The organism is Sphingomonas cannabina, from assembly GCF_021391395.1.
In the GTDB taxonomy this organism is placed as follows: domain Bacteria; phylum Pseudomonadota; class Alphaproteobacteria; order Sphingomonadales; family Sphingomonadaceae; genus Sphingomonas; species Sphingomonas cannabina.
Window position 1 is genome coordinate 251,264 of the sequence record NZ_CP090059.1, and the last position, 16,984, is coordinate 268,247.

The following is a 16,984-nucleotide window of genomic DNA, read 5'->3' on the forward strand; positions in this document are numbered from 1 at the left end:
AAATGGTGCTCGGGCGACCGCAAGCAGGCGCCCCTTGCCTGAAACGGGGGGCGGCGCTATATCGCCCGTGCTTTCTCGACATCGTGAAAACCTTGGCGAGGCCGGGCGGCGACGCTCGGCAGCGGGCAGACGCGTTTTGAATTTTCGACTTTCGGAGAACGGATGGCGGACATCGCCGCATTGACCGCGCTGATCGAGCCCGAGGCGAAGGCCCTGGGGCTGGCGCTCGTGCGCGTGAAGATGTTCGGCGGCAAGAGCGATCCGACGCTCCAGGTGATGGCCGAGCGCCCCGACACGCGCCAGCTCACCATCGACGACTGCGCCGAGCTCTCGCGCCGCATCTCGGACCGACTCGACATGCTGGAGGCGGAGGGGCGCGATCCGATCGACCACGCCTACCGGCTCGAGGTGAGCTCGCCCGGCATCGACCGCCCGCTGACCCGCCTCCAGGACTTCGCCGACTGGGCGGGGCACGAGGCGCGGGTGACGCTCGCCGAGCCGGTCGAGGGCCGCAAGCAGCTCAACGGCATCCTGCGCGGGATCGAGGGCGACCAGGTCACCGTCGACGTCCGCAATTTCCATGCGATGACGGTGCCGTTCGCCGCCGTCGCCGACGCCAAGCTGGTGATGACCGACGCGCTCATCGCCGCCACCGCACCGCTTTCCGCCGAAGGGGCGGACCAGATCATCGAAGTAGAAGGGTAAAGAGGATGGCCACCGCCATTTCCGCCAACAAGGCCGAGCTGATCGCGATCGCCGATTCGGTCGCCAAGGAGAAGCTGATCGACAAGGCCATCGTCATCGAGGCGATGGAGGACGCGATCCAGCGCGCCGCCAAGAACCGCTACGGCGCCGAGAACGACATCCGCGCCAAGCTCGACCCCAACACCGGCGACCTGCGCCTGTGGCGCGTGGTCGAGGTGGTCGAGGCGGTCGACGATTATTTCAAGCAGGTCTCGGTCAAGGACGCACAGAAGCTCCAGGCGGGCGCCGCGGTCGGCGACTTCATCGTCGATCCGCTGCCGCCGATCGAGTTCGGCCGCATCCAGGCGCAGGCCTCCAAGCAGATCATCTTCCAGAAGGTCCGCGACGCCGAGCGCGAGCGCCAGTATGAGGAGTTCAAGGACCGCGTCGGCGAGATCATCATCGGCGTCGCCAAGCGCGTCGAGTTCGGCCACGTCGTCGTCGATTTGGGCCGCGCCGAGGGCGTGATCCGCCGCGACCAGCAGATCCCGCGCGAGGTGGTGCGCGTCGGCGACCGCGTGCGCTCGATCATTCTCAACGTCCGCCGCGAGAACCGGGGACCGCAGATCTTCCTCTCCCGCGCGCACCCCGACTTCATGAAGAAGCTGTTCGCGCAGGAAGTGCCCGAGATCTACGACGGCATCATCGAGATCAAGGCGGCCGCGCGCGACCCGGGCAGCCGCGCCAAGATCGGCGTCATCTCGCACGATTCGAGCATCGACCCGGTCGGCGCCTGCGTCGGCATGAAGGGCAGCCGCGTCCAGGCGGTCGTCCAGGAGATGCAGGGCGAGAAGATCGACATCATCCCCTGGTCGCCCGACACCGCGACCTTCGTCGTCAACGCGCTGCAGCCGGCCAACGTCGCGCGCGTGGTGATCGACGAGGAGGACGACCGCATCGAGGTGGTGGTCCCCGACGACCAGCTCAGCCTGGCGATCGGCCGCCGCGGCCAGAACGTGCGCCTCGCCAGCCAGCTCACCGGCAAGGGCATCGACATCCTCACCGAGACCGACGCCAGCGAGAAGCGCCAGCAGGAGTTCGTCCGCAACTCCGAGACGTTCCAGAACGAGCTCGACGTCGACGAGACGCTGGCGCAGCTCCTCGTCGCCGAGGGCTTCAGCGAGCTCGAGGAGGTCGCCTATGTCGAGCTCGACGAGCTCGCCTCGATCGAGGGCTTCGACGACGAGCTCGCGCAGGAGCTGCAGAGCCGCGCGCAGGAAGCGCTCGAGCGCCGCGAGGAGGCGAATCGCGAGCAGCGTCGCGCGCTCGGCGTCGAGGACGATCTCGCCACCATGCCGTACCTCACCGAGGCGATGCTGGTGACGCTCGGCAAGGCGGGCATCAAGACGCTCGACGACCTCGCCGATCTCGCCACCGACGAGCTGATCGCCAAGAAGCGCGCCGAGCCGCGCCGCCGCAGCGAGAACGCCCCGCCCGCCCGCGAACAGGACAAGGGCGGCGTGCTCGGCGAGTACGGTCTCAGCGAAGAGCAGGGCAACGAGATCATCATGGCCGCCCGCGCCCACTGGTTCACCGACGAGGAGCCCGCGCCGGCGGGTGAGGAGGACGCGCATGCGGAATCCTCGCAATGAGGCCGCGCTAGCCCCTCAGCGCACTTGCATCCTCTCGCGCGACGAAGCGCCGCGTGAGGGACTGATCCGTCTGGCTCTGGCGCCGGACGGGTCCGTGCTGCCCGACATCCGTGCCAAGGCGCCCGGCCGCGGCGCCTGGATCGGCGTCACCAAAGTCGAGCTCGAGGCCGCACAGGCCAAGGGCAAGCTCAAGGGGGCGCTCGCGCGGGCGTTCAAGGGCGCCACGCTCGTGATTCCCGACGAGCTCGGCGCCCAGATCGCCGCGCAGCTTCAGCGTGCCGCACTCGATCGGCTGGGGCTTGAGGCGAAGGCCGGCCGCCTCCTCACCGGCACCGATCGAATCGAGGCGGCGGCGCGATCCGGCCAGCTCCACCTGCTGCTCCACGCCGCGGATGCGGGCGAAGACGGTATGCGCAAGCTCGCCCAGGCGTGGCGCGTCGGCTCGGATGCGGAAGGATCGGGCCTCAAGGGATTGGCATTGCCCGTCCCACGCCCCATATTGTCCTTGGCGCTCGGCCGCGAAAATGTGGTACATGTCGGCCTGACGGACGCTCAGGCGGCGAAGCGGGTGGAGCAATCCTTGCTCCGCTGGCTCCACTTTATCGGACCTGAACCTGTACCCGATGCTTGCGCAGACCCGCCGGTCGGCGCATCGGCATCCGTCAATCTGTCCGAGGCGACGCACGCCTCACACGAAGGAATTTGAGTAACCGCATGAGCGAGACCGACAACGACAAGCCGAAACTGGGCATGCGCCAGCCGCTGGGGCTGAAGCGCACGGTCGAGACCGGCAAGGTCAAGCAGAGCTTCAGCCATGGGCGCTCGAACACGGTGGTGGTCGAGGTCAAGCGCCGCCGCGTGCTCGGCCCCGGCGCCGGCGGCGCCCAGGCCGAGACGCCCGCGGTCGAGCAGGCCGCGCCGCCGCCTCCGCCCCCCGCGCCCGCGCCGCAGCGGACCGCCGCGCCCGCTGGCGAGACGCCGCGCGAGCGCCAGGAGCGCCTGCTGCGCGAGGCCGAAGAGCAGCGCATGGCCGCGCTCGAGGACGCGCGCCGCCGCGAGGAGCGCGCACGTGCCGAGGCCGCCGAGGAGGAACGCCGCCGCGCCGAGGAGCGCGCCAAGGCCGAGGCGGAATCCGCACGTCAGCCCGCCACCGAACCCGCGCCCGAGCCGGAGGCCGTCGCCCCCGCTGCCGAGCCGCAGCCCGCAGCACCGCCGCCTCCACCTCCCCCGCCGGTGGTCGAGCTGACGCGCGACGCCAGCCGTCCGGCGCCGCGCATGTTCACGCCGGTGCAGCGCCCCGAGATCCCCAAGCCGGTCGAGCGTCCCGCGCCCGCGCCGGCGGCCAGTGCGCCGTCGAACGGCGGCCAGTCGAACGGCGCCGCGGCATCGCGTCCGGCGTCGACCGGCGGCCCCGCGCCGCGTCGGGACGCACCGCAGCAGCAGCGGCCGCAGCAGCGCGACCGTAAGGGCGACGATCGCCGCCAGTCGGGCAAGCTCACCGTCAACCGCGCGCTCGGCGGCGACGACGGCGCGCGCGCGCGTTCGCTCGCCGCGCTCAAGCGCGCCCGCGAGAAGGAGCGGCGCTCGCACACCGGCCCGCGCGAGGCGCAGCCCAAGCAGGTCCGCGACGTGGTGGTGCCCGAGGCGATCACCGTCCAAGAGCTCGCCAACCGCATGGCCGAGAAAGGCGCCGACCTGGTGAAGGCGCTGTTCAAGATGGGCATGATGGTCACCGTCAACCAGACGATCGATCAGGACACCGCCGAGCTGCTCGTCACCGATTTCGGCCACAACATCGTCCGCGTCAGCGAATCGGACATCGATCTCACCACCGACACCGGCGAGGATGCGGCCGAGAGCCTGAAGCCGCGTCCGCCGGTGGTGACGATCATGGGTCACGTCGATCACGGCAAGACCAGCCTGCTCGACGCCCTGCGCGGCACCGACGTGGTCAAGGGCGAGGCCGGCGGCATCACCCAGCACATCGGCGCCTATCAGGTGACGCTGAAGGACAAGAGCCAGATCACTTTCCTCGATACGCCCGGCCACGAGGCGTTCACCGAGATGCGTGCGCGCGGCGCCAACGTGACGGACATCGTCGTGCTGGTGGTCGCGGCCGACGACGGGCTGATGCCGCAGACGATCGAGGCGATCAACCATACCAAGGCGGCCGGCGTGCCGATGATCGTCGCGATCAACAAGGTCGACAAGCCCGAGGCCAACCCACAGCGCATCCGCGAGCGCCTGCTCGAGCACGAGGTGATCGTCGAGGAAATGGGCGGCGAGACCCAGGACGTCGAGGTCTCCGCGCTCAAGAAGACCGGTCTCGACCAGCTGATCGAGAAGATCCAGCTCCAGGCCGAGCTGATGGAGCTCAAGGCCAATCCCGACCGCGATGCCGAGGGCACCGTGATCGAGGCGAAGCTCGACAAGGGCCGTGGTCCGGTGGCGACGATCCTCGTCAACCGCGGCACGCTCAAGGTCGGCGACGTGTTCGTCGTCGGCGCCGAGAGCGGCAAGGTCCGCGCGCTGGTCGACGACAAGGGCCGTCAGGTGAAGTCGGCGGGCCCGTCGGTGCCGGTCGAGGTGCTCGGCCTGTCGGGCGTGCCGTCGGCGGGCGACCTGCTCCAGGTCGTCGAGAACGAGGCGCGCGCCCGCGAGGTTGCCGAATACCGCCAGGGCGTGCTGCTCCAGAAGCGCACGACGCAGGCGCCGGCGAGCCTCGAGAGCATGTTCTCCGCATTGAAGGACAAGCAGGCGATCGAATATCCGCTGGTGGTCAAGGCCGATACGCAGGGCACGGTCGAGGCGATCGTCGCGTCGATCAACAAGATCTCGACCGACGAGATCAAGGCGCGGGTGCTCCACTCGGGCGTCGGCGGCATCACCGAGAGCGACGTCACGCTGGCGGGTGCCTCGGGCGCGCCGATCATCGGCTTCAACGTCCGTCCCAACGCCAAGGCACGCGAGATCGCCGAGCGGAACAAGGTGGCGCTCAAATACTATGACGTCATCTACGACCTCATCGACGAGATCCGCGCCGGCATGGCGGGTGAGCTCGGGCCGGAGGCGTTCGAGACCGTGGTCGGCCGCGCCGAGATCCGCGAGGTGTTCTCGGCGGGCAAGCACGGCAAGGCGGCTGGTCTCCTCGTCACCGAAGGCGTCATCCGCAAGGCGCTCAAGGCCCGCATCACGCGTGCCGACGTCATCATCTACCAGGGCGAGATCGCATCGCTTCGGCGCTTCAAGGACGACGTGCCCGAAGTGCGCGCCGGCCTTGAGTGCGGCGTGACCTTCTCGAACAACTTCGTGGACATCAAGGCGGGCGACTTCCTCGAGACCTTCGAAGTCGAGATGCGCGAGCGGACGCTCTAGTCATTTCCCTCTCCCCTTGTGGGAGAGGATCATCAGGTCGGCTATGCTCCCAGCATAGCCTGAACAGCGCGGGGCGCTGTTCACCTGATGATGGGCCCATCGCGCAAGTGATGGGGAGGGTGAGGGGGCCGACGTCTCCAAGCCCCAATCCCCTTCCGCCCGCTCCGCGGGCTCCCTCCCTCTCCCACAAGGGGAGAGGGAAATGAGGTCGAGATGCGACATACCGAAACCCCCGAGACCCGCTCGGTCCGCCTGCTCCGCGTCGGCGAGCAGGTGCGCCATGCGCTGTCGGACATCCTCCAGCGCGGCGACGTGCACGACGAGGTGCTGGCGAAGCACCTGGTCTCGATCACCGAGGTCCGCATGTCGCCGGACCTCAGGCATGCCACCGTCTTCGCCAAGCCTTTGCTGGGCAAGGACGAGGAGGCGGTGCTGAAGGCGCTGCGCCAGAACACCGCCTATCTCCAGAGCGAGGTCGCGCGCCGTGTGAACCTCAAATATGCCGCCCGCCTCAAGTTCCTCCCCGACGAGAGCTTCGACGAGGGCACCCGCATCGACGCGCTGCTGCGCGATCCCGGGATCGCGCGCGATCTGGACGGCGAAGGCGATTGACAACTCGCAAAGTAAGACACATCTTACTTCAATGAACGCCCATACCAGGATGTCGGAAAAGGGTCAGGTCGTCATCCCAAAGGATGTCCGCGACCGGCTGCGGCTAATGCCGGGTGACCGCCTCGATGTCGTCGAGCGGCCGGACGGGGTGCTGTTGCGCAAGGCTCGGATAAAGTCGGGAGAGACGTTCGAGGACATCACTGCCCGCATCCGCGCCCGCATCGACTATCGGGGACCGTCCGTTCCGATCGAGGAGATGAGCAAGGCGATTGCCGACATGTGGGCGAGCGGCGGGCCGCGCTGGGATCGGTGAGGTCGGTCGATACCAACGTCCTCGCGCGCTACGTCATGCGCGACGATGAAGCGCAGGCGCGTGTCGCCGACGCAACGCTGTCGGAGCCCTGTTTCATCTCGGACACCGTGTTTCTCGAAACGGCGTGGCTCCTGTCATCGCGCTACCGATTGACGCGGGCAGTGCTCGCGGCAACCCTCGCCGATCTCCTGCAGCTGCCGGCCGTGACCGTGAGCGATCCCGATCGAATCGGCTGGGCGATCGAACGGTTCGCTGCCGGCGCCGATTTTGCGGATATGATGCATATCGTCGCTTCGGACGGCGCGGACAGCTTCGTCACCTTCGAACGCGACATGGTCCACCTTGCGGGCAGCGAGTCGCCGATTCCCGTCGAGACACTCGGCTGATGGCCAAGCTCTATTTCTACTACGCCAGCATGAACGCCGGAAAGTCGACCACGCTGCTGCAGGCCGACTTCAACTATCGCGAGCGCGGGATGCGGACGATGTTGTTCACTGCCGCGATCGACGACCGCTTCGCTGCCGGCACGATCGCCTCGCGGATCGGTCTGTCGATGCCGGCCACTGCCTTCGACAGCGCAACCGATCTCCGCCGCTGCGTCGAAGAGGAGCATGACCGCACACCGCTCCACTGTGTGCTGGTGGACGAGGCACAGTTCCTTACCGTCGCGCAAGTCGATCAGCTCGCGACCGTCGCCGACGAGCTCGGCATCCCGGTGCTCGCCTATGGTCTCAGGACCGATTTCCAGGGCGCGCTGTTCGAGGGATCGGCGCGCCTGCTGGGGCTCGCCGACGCGCTCATCGAGATCAAGTCGGTGTGCCTGTGCGGACGCAAGGCGACGATGAACGCCCGCGTCGGCCCCGATGGCCGCGCCCTCACTCGCGGCGCGCAGACCGAGATCGGCGGCAACGACCGTTACGTCGCGCTATGCCGCCGCCATTTCGCCGAGGCGCTGGCGGGTACGTTGTCGCTCGGTGCCGGTTCGGACGGCATCGGCTAAGGTCTTTACTCCACCGGAAACCCACGCCGCTTGAACAAGGCGGTCACGTCGGGATCGCGGCCGCGGAAGGCCCGGTAGGCCTCCTTGCGGTCAGTCTCGTTCCCCGTCGACAGCAGCGTGGTGCGGAAACGGTCGGCGGTCGCCTTGTCCCAGACGTTGCCGGTCTCCTCGAACGCAGCCCAGGTGTCGGCGTCCATCGTCTCCGACCAGAGATAGGAATAATAGCCGGCGGAATAGGCGTCGGACGAGAAGAGATGGTTGAACTGCGGCAGGCGGTGCCGCATCACGATCTCCTTCGGCATGCCGATCTCGGCCAGCGTGTCGCGTTCGAAGGCGGCGACGTCGGTGACCGGCGTGTCGCGGTCGTGGAGCTTCATGTCGACGATCGCCGAGGCGAGATACTCGACCGTGTCGAAGCCCTGGTTGAAGGTCTGCGACTTCTCGATCTTGTCGACCAGCGCCTGCGGCATCGCCTGGCCTGCGGCGTTCTTGGCATAGCGGTCGAGCACGTCGCGGGTGAGCAGCCAATTCTCGTTCACCTGGCTCGGATATTCGACGAAATCGCGCGGCGTGCCGGACAGGCCGGGATAGGTCACGTTCTGCAGCAGCGAATGAATCGCGTGGCCGAACTCGTGGAAGGTGGTGTTCGCATCATCGAGGCTGACCAGCGTGCGCTCGCCGGAGGGCGCCTTCACGAAATTATTGTTGTTGGAGGCGAGCACGGTACGCTCGCCGCCGAGGTGCTGTTGGCCGCGATAGCGCGTCGCCCAGGCGCCGGAGCGCTTGCCCGAACGGGCATAGGCGTCGAAGTAGAAATAGCCGATGAAACGACCGCTCTTGAGGTCCGTGACCTCGAAGGTGCGCATGTCGGGCGCGAATACCGGGATCTGGCCGGTATTCTCCTTGAAGCCGAGGTCATAGAGCCGGCCCGCGGCGTAGAAGGCGCCCTGGAGGATGTTGCCGAGCTCGAGGTAGGGTTTGATCTCCGCCTCGTCGAGGTCGTACTTCGCCTTGCGCACCTTCTCGGCGTAGTAGCGATAGTCCCAGGGCTGGATGGTGATGCCGGCGCCTTCCTGATTGGCGACCGCCTGCATGTCGGCGACTTCCTGCTTCACCCGAGCGACCGCCGCTGGCCAGACGCGCATCATCAGCGCCGTCGCATTGGCCGGCGTCTCGGCCATGGTGTCGTCCATCCGGTACCAGGCGTGGTTCTTGAAGCCGAGCAGCTTCGCCCGCTCCTGGCGGAGCTTGAGGATGGTGACGATGGTCGACTTGGTATCGTTGGCGTCGCCGTTGTCGCCGCGATTCACGAACGCACGCCACACCTTCTCGCGCATGGCCCGGTCGGTCGCGTACATGAGATAGGGCTGGGCCGAGGAGCGGGTGTTGACCACTACCCATTTGCCGGCAAGCCCGCGCTCCTCGGCGGCGGCGCGCATCGCCGCCTTGACGCTGTCGGGCAACCCGTCGAGCTGCTTCGCGTCGTCGAGGACGATCCAGGTCTCCTCGTCGGCGAGCAGCTTGCGGCTGAACTCGGCGAAGGCACCGGCGAGTTGCTGATTGATGCGGGTCACCTCGGCGCGTTGCGCCTCGCTGAGTGCTGCACCGGAGCGCACGTAACTGCGATAGGTGCGCTCGACGAGGCGGAGCTGCTGCGGATCGAGTTTCCGGCTGGCGCGCGTGTCGTAGACCGCCTTCACCCGTTGGAACAGCAAGGGATCGAGCGTGATCTCATCATAGAAGGCGGCGAGCTTCGGGCTCCATTCGCGGTCGAGGTCCTGCACCTCCTTGGTGGCGAGATTGCTGGTGTAGACGCCCCAGGCGGCCATCACCCGGTCGAGCGTGTCGCAGCTGAGTTCCAGCGGCTCGATGATCGATTGGAAGGTGGGAGCGGAACGCTTGTCGCGGATCGCATGGATCTCGCGCCGGCACTCGGTCATCGCCGTCTCGAACGCAGCCGGGAACATCGCCGGCTTGATCCGGTCCCACGGCACCACGCCGCCGTGCGGCCCCGGCCAGGGCGCGGTGAGCGGCGAGGCGTCCACCTTCGCGGCAGCAGGGGCGGACGTCTGGGCGGAAGCGGTGGCGGACATGACGAGCGAGGTCGTGGCGAGCAAGGCAAGCGTCAAGCGAAAGGTCATATCGGAAATCCCCCTGATGCGCCCGACTGTGCCCGCAGGATGGCAAAGGGTCCAGAGCCGCTCGTGACTTCGTCGGGGCATCTCGTCGTCGCTTGACTCGCCGGCTGCATGGAACAAAATACGAACATTCGTCATTGCCCGAGTCGTGAGCTTGTCCAGAACCCAGGTCCTTGCCCGATTGCGCGAAGAGCTTCGCGGGCTGGAGAGCGGCGGCTTCCGCCGGCGGCCGGCGCTGCCGTTCGGGATGGCGCCGGTCGATGCGGCGCTGACCGATGGGGGCCTGAGGTTAGACGCGCTGCACGAGGTCGCCGCCGCATCGCCGGGACTGGGGGATGATGCCGCGGCGACCCTGTTCCTCGCCGGCATCGCAGCTCGTGCCTGGGGGTCGGTCCTGTGGGTGGTGCGGCGGCGAGATCTGTTCGCGCCGGGGCTGGCGCAGGTAGGGCTCGCGCCGCACCGGCTGATCTACGCCGAGGCCCAGGACGATGCCGACCTGCTCGCGATTATGGAGGAGGGCCTGAGGCACCGCGGGCTCGGCGCGGTGATCGGCGAAGTCAAGCGCGCCGAGATGGCGGCGACGCGGCGGCTCCAGCTCGCCGCCGAGGGCGGGCGGACGATCGCGCTGCTCCTGAAGCGCCACGGCCGCGCCGGCGCCGATCCGCTCGGACCTCCTTCGGCGGCGGTGACGCGCTGGCGGGTGGCGAGTGCGCCGTCGGCGCCGCTGCCGGTGGAGGGCGTGGGACGGGCACGCTGGCGGATCGAGCTCGCCCGCCAGCGCGGGGGCGAGCCGGGCAACTGGACCGTGGAGGCTTGCGATGAAACGGGTCGCTGCGCTCTACCTACCGCACTGGCCGATCGAACGGCTGCGGCGGGTCGCGCCGACACACGCCGCCGCGCCGCCGCCTGAGGGCGGGCGAACGCCGGCGTCGGTTCCTTCGCGGGAAGGCAGCTGGCGGCCGGGGGCGAGATGGGCACTGGAGAACAGCTCCTCCCCGGCACGGGGAGGGGGACCGCTCGCGAAGCGAGTGGTGGAGGGGGCCCAGCCACGAGCGGTGACCGAGGTGGATGGCCCCCTCCACCATTCGTCTGCGACGAATGGTTCCCCTCCCCGTGCCGGGGAGGAGCTTCTGGTCACATCCCACCGCGTCGGCAGCCGCATCCTGATCGCTGCGGCTTCACCCGAAACTCGGACAGTAGGCATCGCTCCCGGTATGGCGCTCACCACCGCGCGAGCGCTCAATCCCGAACTGGTCGTGCGCGATGCCGATCCTGAGGGCGACCGCGCCGACATGCTCCGTCTCGCCACCCTGCTCGCTCGGCGCTGGTCGCCGACCGTTTGGCTCGACGGCGACGACGGGCTGCTGATCGACATGACCGGCGTCGCGCACCTTCATGGCGGCGAGCAGAACATGGCGCGGCGGCTGATCCGGCTGCTCGCGCATTTCAGCTTCACCGCGCGGATCGCAATCGCCGACACGCCGGGCGCGGCACATGCGCTCGCCCGCTACGGACCACGGATTTGTCTATGCCCGTCGGGCGAGCAGGCGACGATGCTGGCGCCGCTGCCGCCGCGCGCGCTGCGGCTCGACGAAGCTCAGCTCGATCTGCTGCGTACCCTCGGCATCGACACAATCGGCCAGCTCGTCACCATGCCGCGCGCGCCGCTCGCCCGGCGGCTAGGGGACGCGCTGGTCGCACGGCTGGATCAGGCGCTGGGCCGTATCGCCGAGCCGGTCGATCCCATCGTCCCGCGCGAGACGATCGCCGTCGTCCAGCGCTTCGCCGAGCCGATCGCCACAGCCGAGGCGATCGAGCATTGGCTCGGTGTGCTGGTCCCCTGCCTCGTCCAGGCGCTCACCGTCGAGGGGCTCGGCGCACGCCGCATCGAGCTGATCGCCGAGCGGATCGACCATGTGCCGCAACGCATCCGCATCGGCCTCGCTCGGCCGAGCCGCGATGGCGCACACATCCTCAAGCTGCTCGTCCGCCGGATCGAGAGCGTCGAGCCCGGCTATGGCATCGACGCGATGACGCTCGTCGTCCGTGCGGCCGACCCGCTGGAACCCCAATCCTTCGCCGAACGGCTCGACGAGGAAACTGCGCCCGACCTCGCGCCACTGATCGACACGCTGGCGACACGCGGCGCCCGTACCTGGCGCACCGTGCCGGTCGAGAGCGACGTGCCCGAGCGCAGCGTCGCTGTCGCCCCACCGCTCGATCCGCCGGGTCGGACGGGCACCGAGCCGCCAATCGACGACGTCGCGCGATTGAAGCGGCTAGGGCCGCTCGATCCCTGGACGCCGCTGTGGCCACGGCCGGCGCGGCTGCTGGCGCGGCCCGAGGAGGTCGACAACGTCCTGTACGAGCTGCCCGACCATCCGCCGCGGCGCTTCACCTGGCGCGGCGTCACCCATCGCGTGATCCGCGCCGACGGCCCCGAGCGCATCCAGGGCGAATGGTGGCGCCGCCCGTCCGAGCGGCATTCGGTGCGCGACTATTTCCGGGTCGAGGACGAAACCGGCGCGCGCTTCTGGCTCTATCGGCGCGGCGACGGCGAGCGCACCGCGAGCGGCGACCTCAAATGGTTCCTGCACGGCGTGTTCGGATGACCTATTCCGAGCTTCAGGTGACCACCCATTTCTCGTTCCTGCGCGGGGTGTCGTCGGCGGAGGAGCTGTTCTCGGCGGCCGCGCTGATGGGGATGCCGGCGCTCGGCATCTGCGACCGCAACTCGGTGGGCGGGATCGTGCGCGGACTGGTCGCGGCGGAGGCGATCACCAAGCAGGGCTGCCCGATCCGCATGGTCGCCGGCTGCCGTCTCGACCTCGTCGACGGCGCCTCGATATTGGTGTGGCCGGAAGATCGGGCGGCCTGGTCGCGGCTGACCCGGCTCCTCTCCAAGGGCAAGCTGCGCGCCGATCCCAAGCGCGGTGAGAAGGGGAAATGTTTCCTTCATTGGGAGGACGTCGCCGAGGCGAACGAAGGGCTGGTCGGCGCGCTGGTGCCGGGGATGGCGGACGAGGGCGATCCCCTGTCGCTGCGCTGGATGGCGGACGTGTTCGGGACACGCGGGCATGTCGCACTGACCCCGCATCGCCGACCGGGCGAGGCCCTGCGTCTCCACAATCTCGCCGAGGCTGCGCGCCGCCATGGCCTGACGCCGCTCGCAACCGGCGACGTGCTCTACCACACGCCCGACAAGCGGATGCTGCAGGACGTGGTCACCGCGATCCGCGAGAAATGCACGATCGACGAGCTCGGCTTCCGCCGCGAGCGCAGCGCCGACCGCCATCTCAAGACGCCCGAGGACATGGCCCGCCGCTTCGCCCGCTTCCCCGAGGCGCTCGACGCGGTCGAGGCGATCGTCGAGCGCTGCACCTTCAATCCCCGCGATCTCGATTATCAGTATCCCGACGAGATCGTGATGACCGGCCGCACGCCGCAGGAGGCGCTGGAGCGGCTGGCCCACAACGCGCTCGACCGGACGTTCGGCGGCAAGGTGCCGCCCGACTATCGCGCGCTGCTCGACCGCGAACTCTCCCTGGTCCGGCAGATGGGCTATGCGCCCTATTTCCTGACGGTGAACTCGATCGTCAGCTACGCGCGGAGCGAGGGTATCCTCTGCCAGGGCCGCGGATCGGCCGCCAATTCGATGATCTGCTACGTGCTCGGCATCACCTCGATCGACCCGATCGAGCGCGGCCTCCTGTTCGAGCGCTTCATCTCCGAGGAGCGTCACGAGCCGCCCGACATCGACGTCGATTTCGAGCACGAGCGGCGCGAGGAGGTGATCCAATGGATTTACGAGACCTACGGCCACAACCATGCCGCGCTGACCGCGGTGGTCAGCCGTTTCCGCTCGCGCGGCGCGATCCGCGAGGTCGGCAAGGCGCTGGGCCTGTCGGAGGACCTGACCGGCGCGCTGGCGGGGCAGGTCTGGGGCGTCTCAGGCGACGGCATCGAGGAGAAGCACAGCCGGGCGCTCGGCGTCGACACCGGTCATCCGCGGGTCGCGCTGGCGATCGAGCTCGCCAACGAACTGGTCGGCATGCCGCGGCACTTGTCGCAGCATCCGGGCGGCTTCGTGCTCACGCGTGACCGGCTCGACACGCTGATCCCGATCGAACCCGCCGCCATGCCCGACCGCTGGGTGATCGAGTGGGAGAAGCTCGACATCGAAGAGCTGGGCTTCATGAAGGTCGACGTGCTGGGGCTCGGCATGCTCGGCTGCATGCGCTGCGCGTTCGAACTGATGGCCGAGCACAAGGGTCATCCGATGACGCTGGACAGCCCAGAGTTCCAGAACGACGACAAGGCGACCTTCGACATGATCTGCAAGGCCGACACGCTCGGCGTCTTCCAGATCGAGAGCCGCGCGCAGATGTCGATGCTGCCGCGGATGCGTCCGCGCATATTCTACGATCTGGTGATCCAGGTTGCGATCGTGCGGCCAGGACCGATCCAAGGCGATATGGTCCACCCCTATCTCAGACGGCGCGAGGGCAAGGAACCGGTCGAATATCCCAACGAGGCGCTGCGCGATGTGCTGGAGAAGACCAAGGGCGTGCCGCTGTTCCAGGAACAGGCGATGCGGGTTGCCATCGTTGGCGCCGACTTCACCGGCAGCGAGGCGGACAAGCTGCGCAAGGCGATGGCAACGTTCAAGGCGACCGGCAACGTCGGCGAGTTCCGGCCCAAGCTGATCGAGGGTATGCTGAGGAACGGCATCAGTCTCGATTTCGCGGAGCGGATGGTCAAGCAGATCGAGGGGTTCGCCAACTACGGCTTCCCCGAGAGCCACGCCGCCAGCTTCGCCAAGATCGCCTATGCCTCGTCATGGATGAAGGCGCATCATCCCGACGTGTTCTGCGCGGCGCTGCTCAACGCGCAGCCGATGGGATTCTATGCTCCCGCACAGATCGTCCGTGATGCGCGCGAGCATGGGGTCGAGTTCCTGCCGCCGTGCATTAACGCCAGCGCGTGGGATACGTGTTTGGCGCCTGGGGAACGGACCGAGAAACGCGAGAGGCATCCGGGCTTCTACGGCACCGATGAGGAATGGGAAGCGCTTGCGCCGCTTCGGCTCGGCCTCAGGATCGTGAGCGGGGTTGGCAAGGAGGATGTCGAGGAGAGACTCCTGAAAGCACGTGCCGCCGGCCCCTTCACCTCGGTCGAGGATGTGTGGCGACGCTCCGGGGTCAGGCCCGCGGTGCTCGAGCGGCTGGCGCGGGCGGATGCCTTCCGCTGCTTCGGACATGACCGGCGGCAGGCCCTTTGGGCGGTGCGCGCGCTCGGCGAGAAGCCGATGCCGCTAGGGCTCGCCGATCGGCGCGAACCCAGCGTTGCGCTGACGCCGCTGACCGCAGGGCGCGAGGTGGTGGAGGATTATCGCGCCATCCAGCTTTCGCTGCGCGCGCATCCGGTGTCCTTCCTGCGCGGCCGGCTCGATCTGCTGGGCGTGACGCCTGCCGCGGGGCTCAAGCAGGTACGGTCCGGCCGCAAGGTGGAGGTCGCGGGCGTGATCTTGGTGCGCCAGCGCCCGGCCACCGCCACCGGCGTGCTGTTTCTCACGCTGGAGGACGAGACCGGCATCGCCAACGCGATCGTGTGGCGCGACCGGTTCGAGGCGCAGCGCCGCACTATCATGACCGCGACGATGATCGGCGTACAGGGCGAGGTGCAGCGCGAGGGCGAGGTGATCCACATCATCGTCGACCGCATCGTCGACTATTCGGACATGCTGCGCGAGGTCGGCGCGATCGACCTGCCGCGCCTTGCCGCTCCCGGTGACGGCGCGGCCAGCGATGGTCCGCCCCGGCACCCGCAGCCCCCGCGTTCTGGCAATCATTGGCGCAGCCGGCGGGACGAAGATTCGATTCCGATCCGCAGCCATGACTTTCACTGATGGAGGATTCGAACAAGCGGCAGGCGAGCTGAACCGGCCATTCGGCGCATCACCTCAGGAAGACCTTAATGCTTTCAGGGTCATATGGCCTTCCCGCCGATATCGTCTAAAGGCCGCCGCGATGAGCAGCAGCCCGATGGCCGAATCGAAGATCGACGCGTCGAACCTTTCACCGGCCCCCATACCGATCCTCTCGGTGATTGTGCCGACGTTCAACGAGCGCGACAACGTCAGCCGGCTCTATGACGCGCTGCAGGCGGCGCTCGCCGGCATTCCATTCGAGGTAGTGTTCGTCGATGACGACTCGACCGACGGCACCCGCGAGGCGATCGCGGAGATGGCGGCGCGCGACGGGCGCGTGCGGATGCTCCACCGCATCGGCCGGCGCGGGCTCGCCACCGCGGTGACGGAGGGGATGCTGAGCACCTCCACCCCCTATATCGCCGTGATCGACGCCGATCTCCAGCACGACGAGCGCATCCTGCCTCAGATGCTCGACCTGCTGCAAAACGGCGCCGCCGACGTGGCGATCGGCTCGCGCTACGCCGCCGGAGGGAGCATCGGAGGCTGGGACGCGCAGCGGGCGCGAGTGAGCGCGGTGGCGACGCGCCTCGCGCGGCTAGTCACCGGCGCCGACATCTCCGACCCGATGAGCGGCTTCTTCGCGATCACGCGGTCCGCGTTCGATTCCGCCGTCCGCGAGCTTTCCGGCCAGGGCTACAAGATCCTGCTCGACATCTGCGCCTCGGCCGAGCGGCCGCTGCGCACGGTCGAGGTCCCCTATTGCTTCCGCCCGCGCGAGGCCGGCGAGAGCAAGCTCGACGCGCTGATCACCTGGGAATATCTGCTGCTGCTGGTCGACAAGCTGATCGGCCATGTCGTTCCCGCGCGCTTCCTGTCGTTCATGTTCATCGGCGGCCTTGGCGTGTTCGTCCACATGGGCGCGCTCACGATCATGATGGAGGCACATTATCCGCCATTCCTGTGGGCGCAGTCGATCGCGACGGTGCTGGCGATGATCTTCAACTTCTTCGTCAACAACACCCTCACCTACCGCGACCGTCGCCTCAAGGGCGCCCGGCAGATCGTGCGCGGCCTGCTCACCTTCGTCGCCGCCTGCTCGATCGGCGCGATCGCCAATGTCGGCATCGCCAATTATCTGTTCGCCGATTACGACTATGGCTGGTGGGCGGCGGGGCTCGCCGGCATCCTGGTCGGCGCGGTGTGGAACTATGCCGCGACCTCGGTCTTCACCTGGCGGTCGAGATAGACTTCGGCGGAGACCGATCGAAGGGGGGATGC

At 68.2% G+C, this 16,984-nt stretch carries 13 protein-coding genes; 12 read left to right on the plus strand and 1 reads right to left on the minus strand.

Annotation, left to right across the window (positions count from 1 at the left end):
* Positions 1–162 precede the first annotated feature (162 nt).
* The 8 genes from rimP to LZK98_RS01325 all read left to right on the plus strand — a co-directional run bounded on the left by rimP (position 163) and on the right by LZK98_RS01325 (position 7,636).
* Entirely contained in the window at positions 163–705 is a 543-nt protein-coding gene (gene rimP / locus LZK98_RS01290; protein WP_233784549.1) for a ribosome maturation protein RimP, read from the plus strand.
* A 5-nt stretch (positions 706–710) separates the two neighbouring features.
* Positions 711–2,336, plus strand: a complete 1,626-nt coding sequence (nusA, locus tag LZK98_RS01295) for a transcription termination factor NusA (RefSeq protein ID WP_233784550.1) — start codon at positions 711–713, stop codon at positions 2,334–2,336.
* Positions 2,317–3,042, plus strand: a complete 726-nt coding sequence (locus tag LZK98_RS01300; RefSeq protein WP_233784551.1) for a DUF448 domain-containing protein — start codon at positions 2,317–2,319, stop codon at positions 3,040–3,042. The genes nusA and LZK98_RS01300 overlap by 20 nt, the downstream gene beginning before the upstream one ends.
* 8 nt (positions 3,043–3,050) lie before the next feature.
* Positions 3,051–5,711 carry a translation initiation factor IF-2 gene (gene infB / locus LZK98_RS01305; RefSeq protein WP_233784552.1) on the plus strand — a complete coding sequence of 887 codons (2,661 nt, stop codon included), beginning with the start codon at positions 3,051–3,053 and terminating at the stop codon, positions 5,709–5,711.
* Between the two features lie 213 nt (positions 5,712–5,924).
* Positions 5,925–6,323, plus strand: a complete 399-nt coding sequence (rbfA, locus tag LZK98_RS01310) for a 30S ribosome-binding factor RbfA (protein ID WP_233784553.1) — start codon at positions 5,925–5,927, stop codon at positions 6,321–6,323.
* Positions 6,324–6,372: 49 nt separating this feature from the next.
* Entirely contained in the window at positions 6,373–6,636 is a 264-nt protein-coding gene (locus tag LZK98_RS01315) for an AbrB/MazE/SpoVT family DNA-binding domain-containing protein (protein WP_233786667.1), read from the plus strand.
* Positions 6,603–7,022: a type II toxin-antitoxin system VapC family toxin gene (locus LZK98_RS01320; protein ID WP_233784554.1), complete on the plus strand. Its 420-nt coding sequence runs from the start codon at positions 6,603–6,605 to the stop codon at positions 7,020–7,022. Before LZK98_RS01315 ends, LZK98_RS01320 begins: the two co-directional genes overlap by 34 nt.
* Positions 7,022–7,636, plus strand: a complete 615-nt coding sequence (locus LZK98_RS01325; protein WP_233784555.1) for a thymidine kinase — start codon at positions 7,022–7,024, stop codon at positions 7,634–7,636. The genes LZK98_RS01320 and LZK98_RS01325 overlap by 1 nt, the downstream gene beginning before the upstream one ends.
* 5 nt (positions 7,637–7,641) lie before the next feature.
* On the opposite strand, the gene LZK98_RS01330 is transcribed toward LZK98_RS01325, so the two are convergent.
* The gene (locus tag LZK98_RS01330) at positions 7,642–9,777 is read right to left on the minus strand and encodes a M3 family metallopeptidase (protein WP_233784556.1); all 2,136 of its coding nucleotides are present in this window, start codon (positions 9,775–9,777) and stop codon (positions 7,642–7,644) included.
* A gap of 151 nt (positions 9,778–9,928) precedes the next feature.
* Here LZK98_RS01330 and LZK98_RS01335 point away from each other — a divergent pair, with 151 nt between their 5' ends.
* The 4 genes from LZK98_RS01335 to LZK98_RS01350 all read left to right on the plus strand — a co-directional run bounded on the left by LZK98_RS01335 (position 9,929) and on the right by LZK98_RS01350 (position 16,952).
* Positions 9,929–10,684, plus strand: a complete 756-nt coding sequence (locus LZK98_RS01335) for an ImuA family protein (protein ID WP_454877248.1) — start codon at positions 9,929–9,931, stop codon at positions 10,682–10,684.
* Between the two features lie 304 nt (positions 10,685–10,988).
* Complete coding sequence (locus tag LZK98_RS01340; protein WP_406693674.1) at positions 10,989–12,386, plus strand: DUF6504 family protein; 1,398 nt, start codon at positions 10,989–10,991, stop codon at positions 12,384–12,386.
* Positions 12,383–15,682 (plus strand): error-prone DNA polymerase, encoded by a 3,300-nt coding sequence (locus LZK98_RS01345; protein WP_233784557.1) that lies wholly within the window; start codon positions 12,383–12,385, stop codon positions 15,680–15,682. The genes LZK98_RS01340 and LZK98_RS01345 overlap by 4 nt, the downstream gene beginning before the upstream one ends.
* Before the next feature lie 121 nt (positions 15,683–15,803).
* Positions 15,804–16,952 carry a glycosyltransferase gene (locus LZK98_RS01350; protein ID WP_233784558.1) on the plus strand — a complete coding sequence of 383 codons (1,149 nt, stop codon included), beginning with the start codon at positions 15,804–15,806 and terminating at the stop codon, positions 16,950–16,952.
* Positions 16,953–16,984 lie beyond the last annotated feature (32 nt).

What these genes read in the sequence shown, in the direction of transcription:
- LZK98_RS01325 (WP_233784555.1), top strand. Translation starts at nt 7,022, where the DNA reads ATGGCCAAGCTCTATTTCTACTACGCCAGCATGAACGCCGGAAAGTCG.
- LZK98_RS01315 (WP_233786667.1), top strand. Translation starts at nt 6,373, where the DNA reads ATGTCGGAAAAGGGTCAGGTCGTCATCCCAAAGGATGTCCGCGACCGG.
- LZK98_RS01330 (WP_233784556.1), bottom strand. Translation starts at nt 9,777, where the DNA reads ATGACCTTTCGCTTGACGCTTGCCTTGCTCGCCACGACCTCGCTCGTC.
- infB (WP_233784552.1), top strand. Translation starts at nt 3,051, where the DNA reads ATGAGCGAGACCGACAACGACAAGCCGAAACTGGGCATGCGCCAGCCG.
- LZK98_RS01340 (WP_406693674.1), top strand. Translation starts at nt 10,989, where the DNA reads ATGGCGCTCACCACCGCGCGAGCGCTCAATCCCGAACTGGTCGTGCGC.
- LZK98_RS01345 (WP_233784557.1), top strand. Translation starts at nt 12,383, where the DNA reads ATGACCTATTCCGAGCTTCAGGTGACCACCCATTTCTCGTTCCTGCGC.
- nusA (WP_233784550.1), top strand. Translation starts at nt 711, where the DNA reads ATGGCCACCGCCATTTCCGCCAACAAGGCCGAGCTGATCGCGATCGCC.
- LZK98_RS01300 (WP_233784551.1), top strand. Translation starts at nt 2,317, where the DNA reads ATGCGGAATCCTCGCAATGAGGCCGCGCTAGCCCCTCAGCGCACTTGC.
- LZK98_RS01350 (WP_233784558.1), top strand. Translation starts at nt 15,804, where the DNA reads ATGAGCAGCAGCCCGATGGCCGAATCGAAGATCGACGCGTCGAACCTT.
- rimP (WP_233784549.1), top strand. Translation starts at nt 163, where the DNA reads ATGGCGGACATCGCCGCATTGACCGCGCTGATCGAGCCCGAGGCGAAG.
- rbfA (WP_233784553.1), top strand. Translation starts at nt 5,925, where the DNA reads ATGCGACATACCGAAACCCCCGAGACCCGCTCGGTCCGCCTGCTCCGC.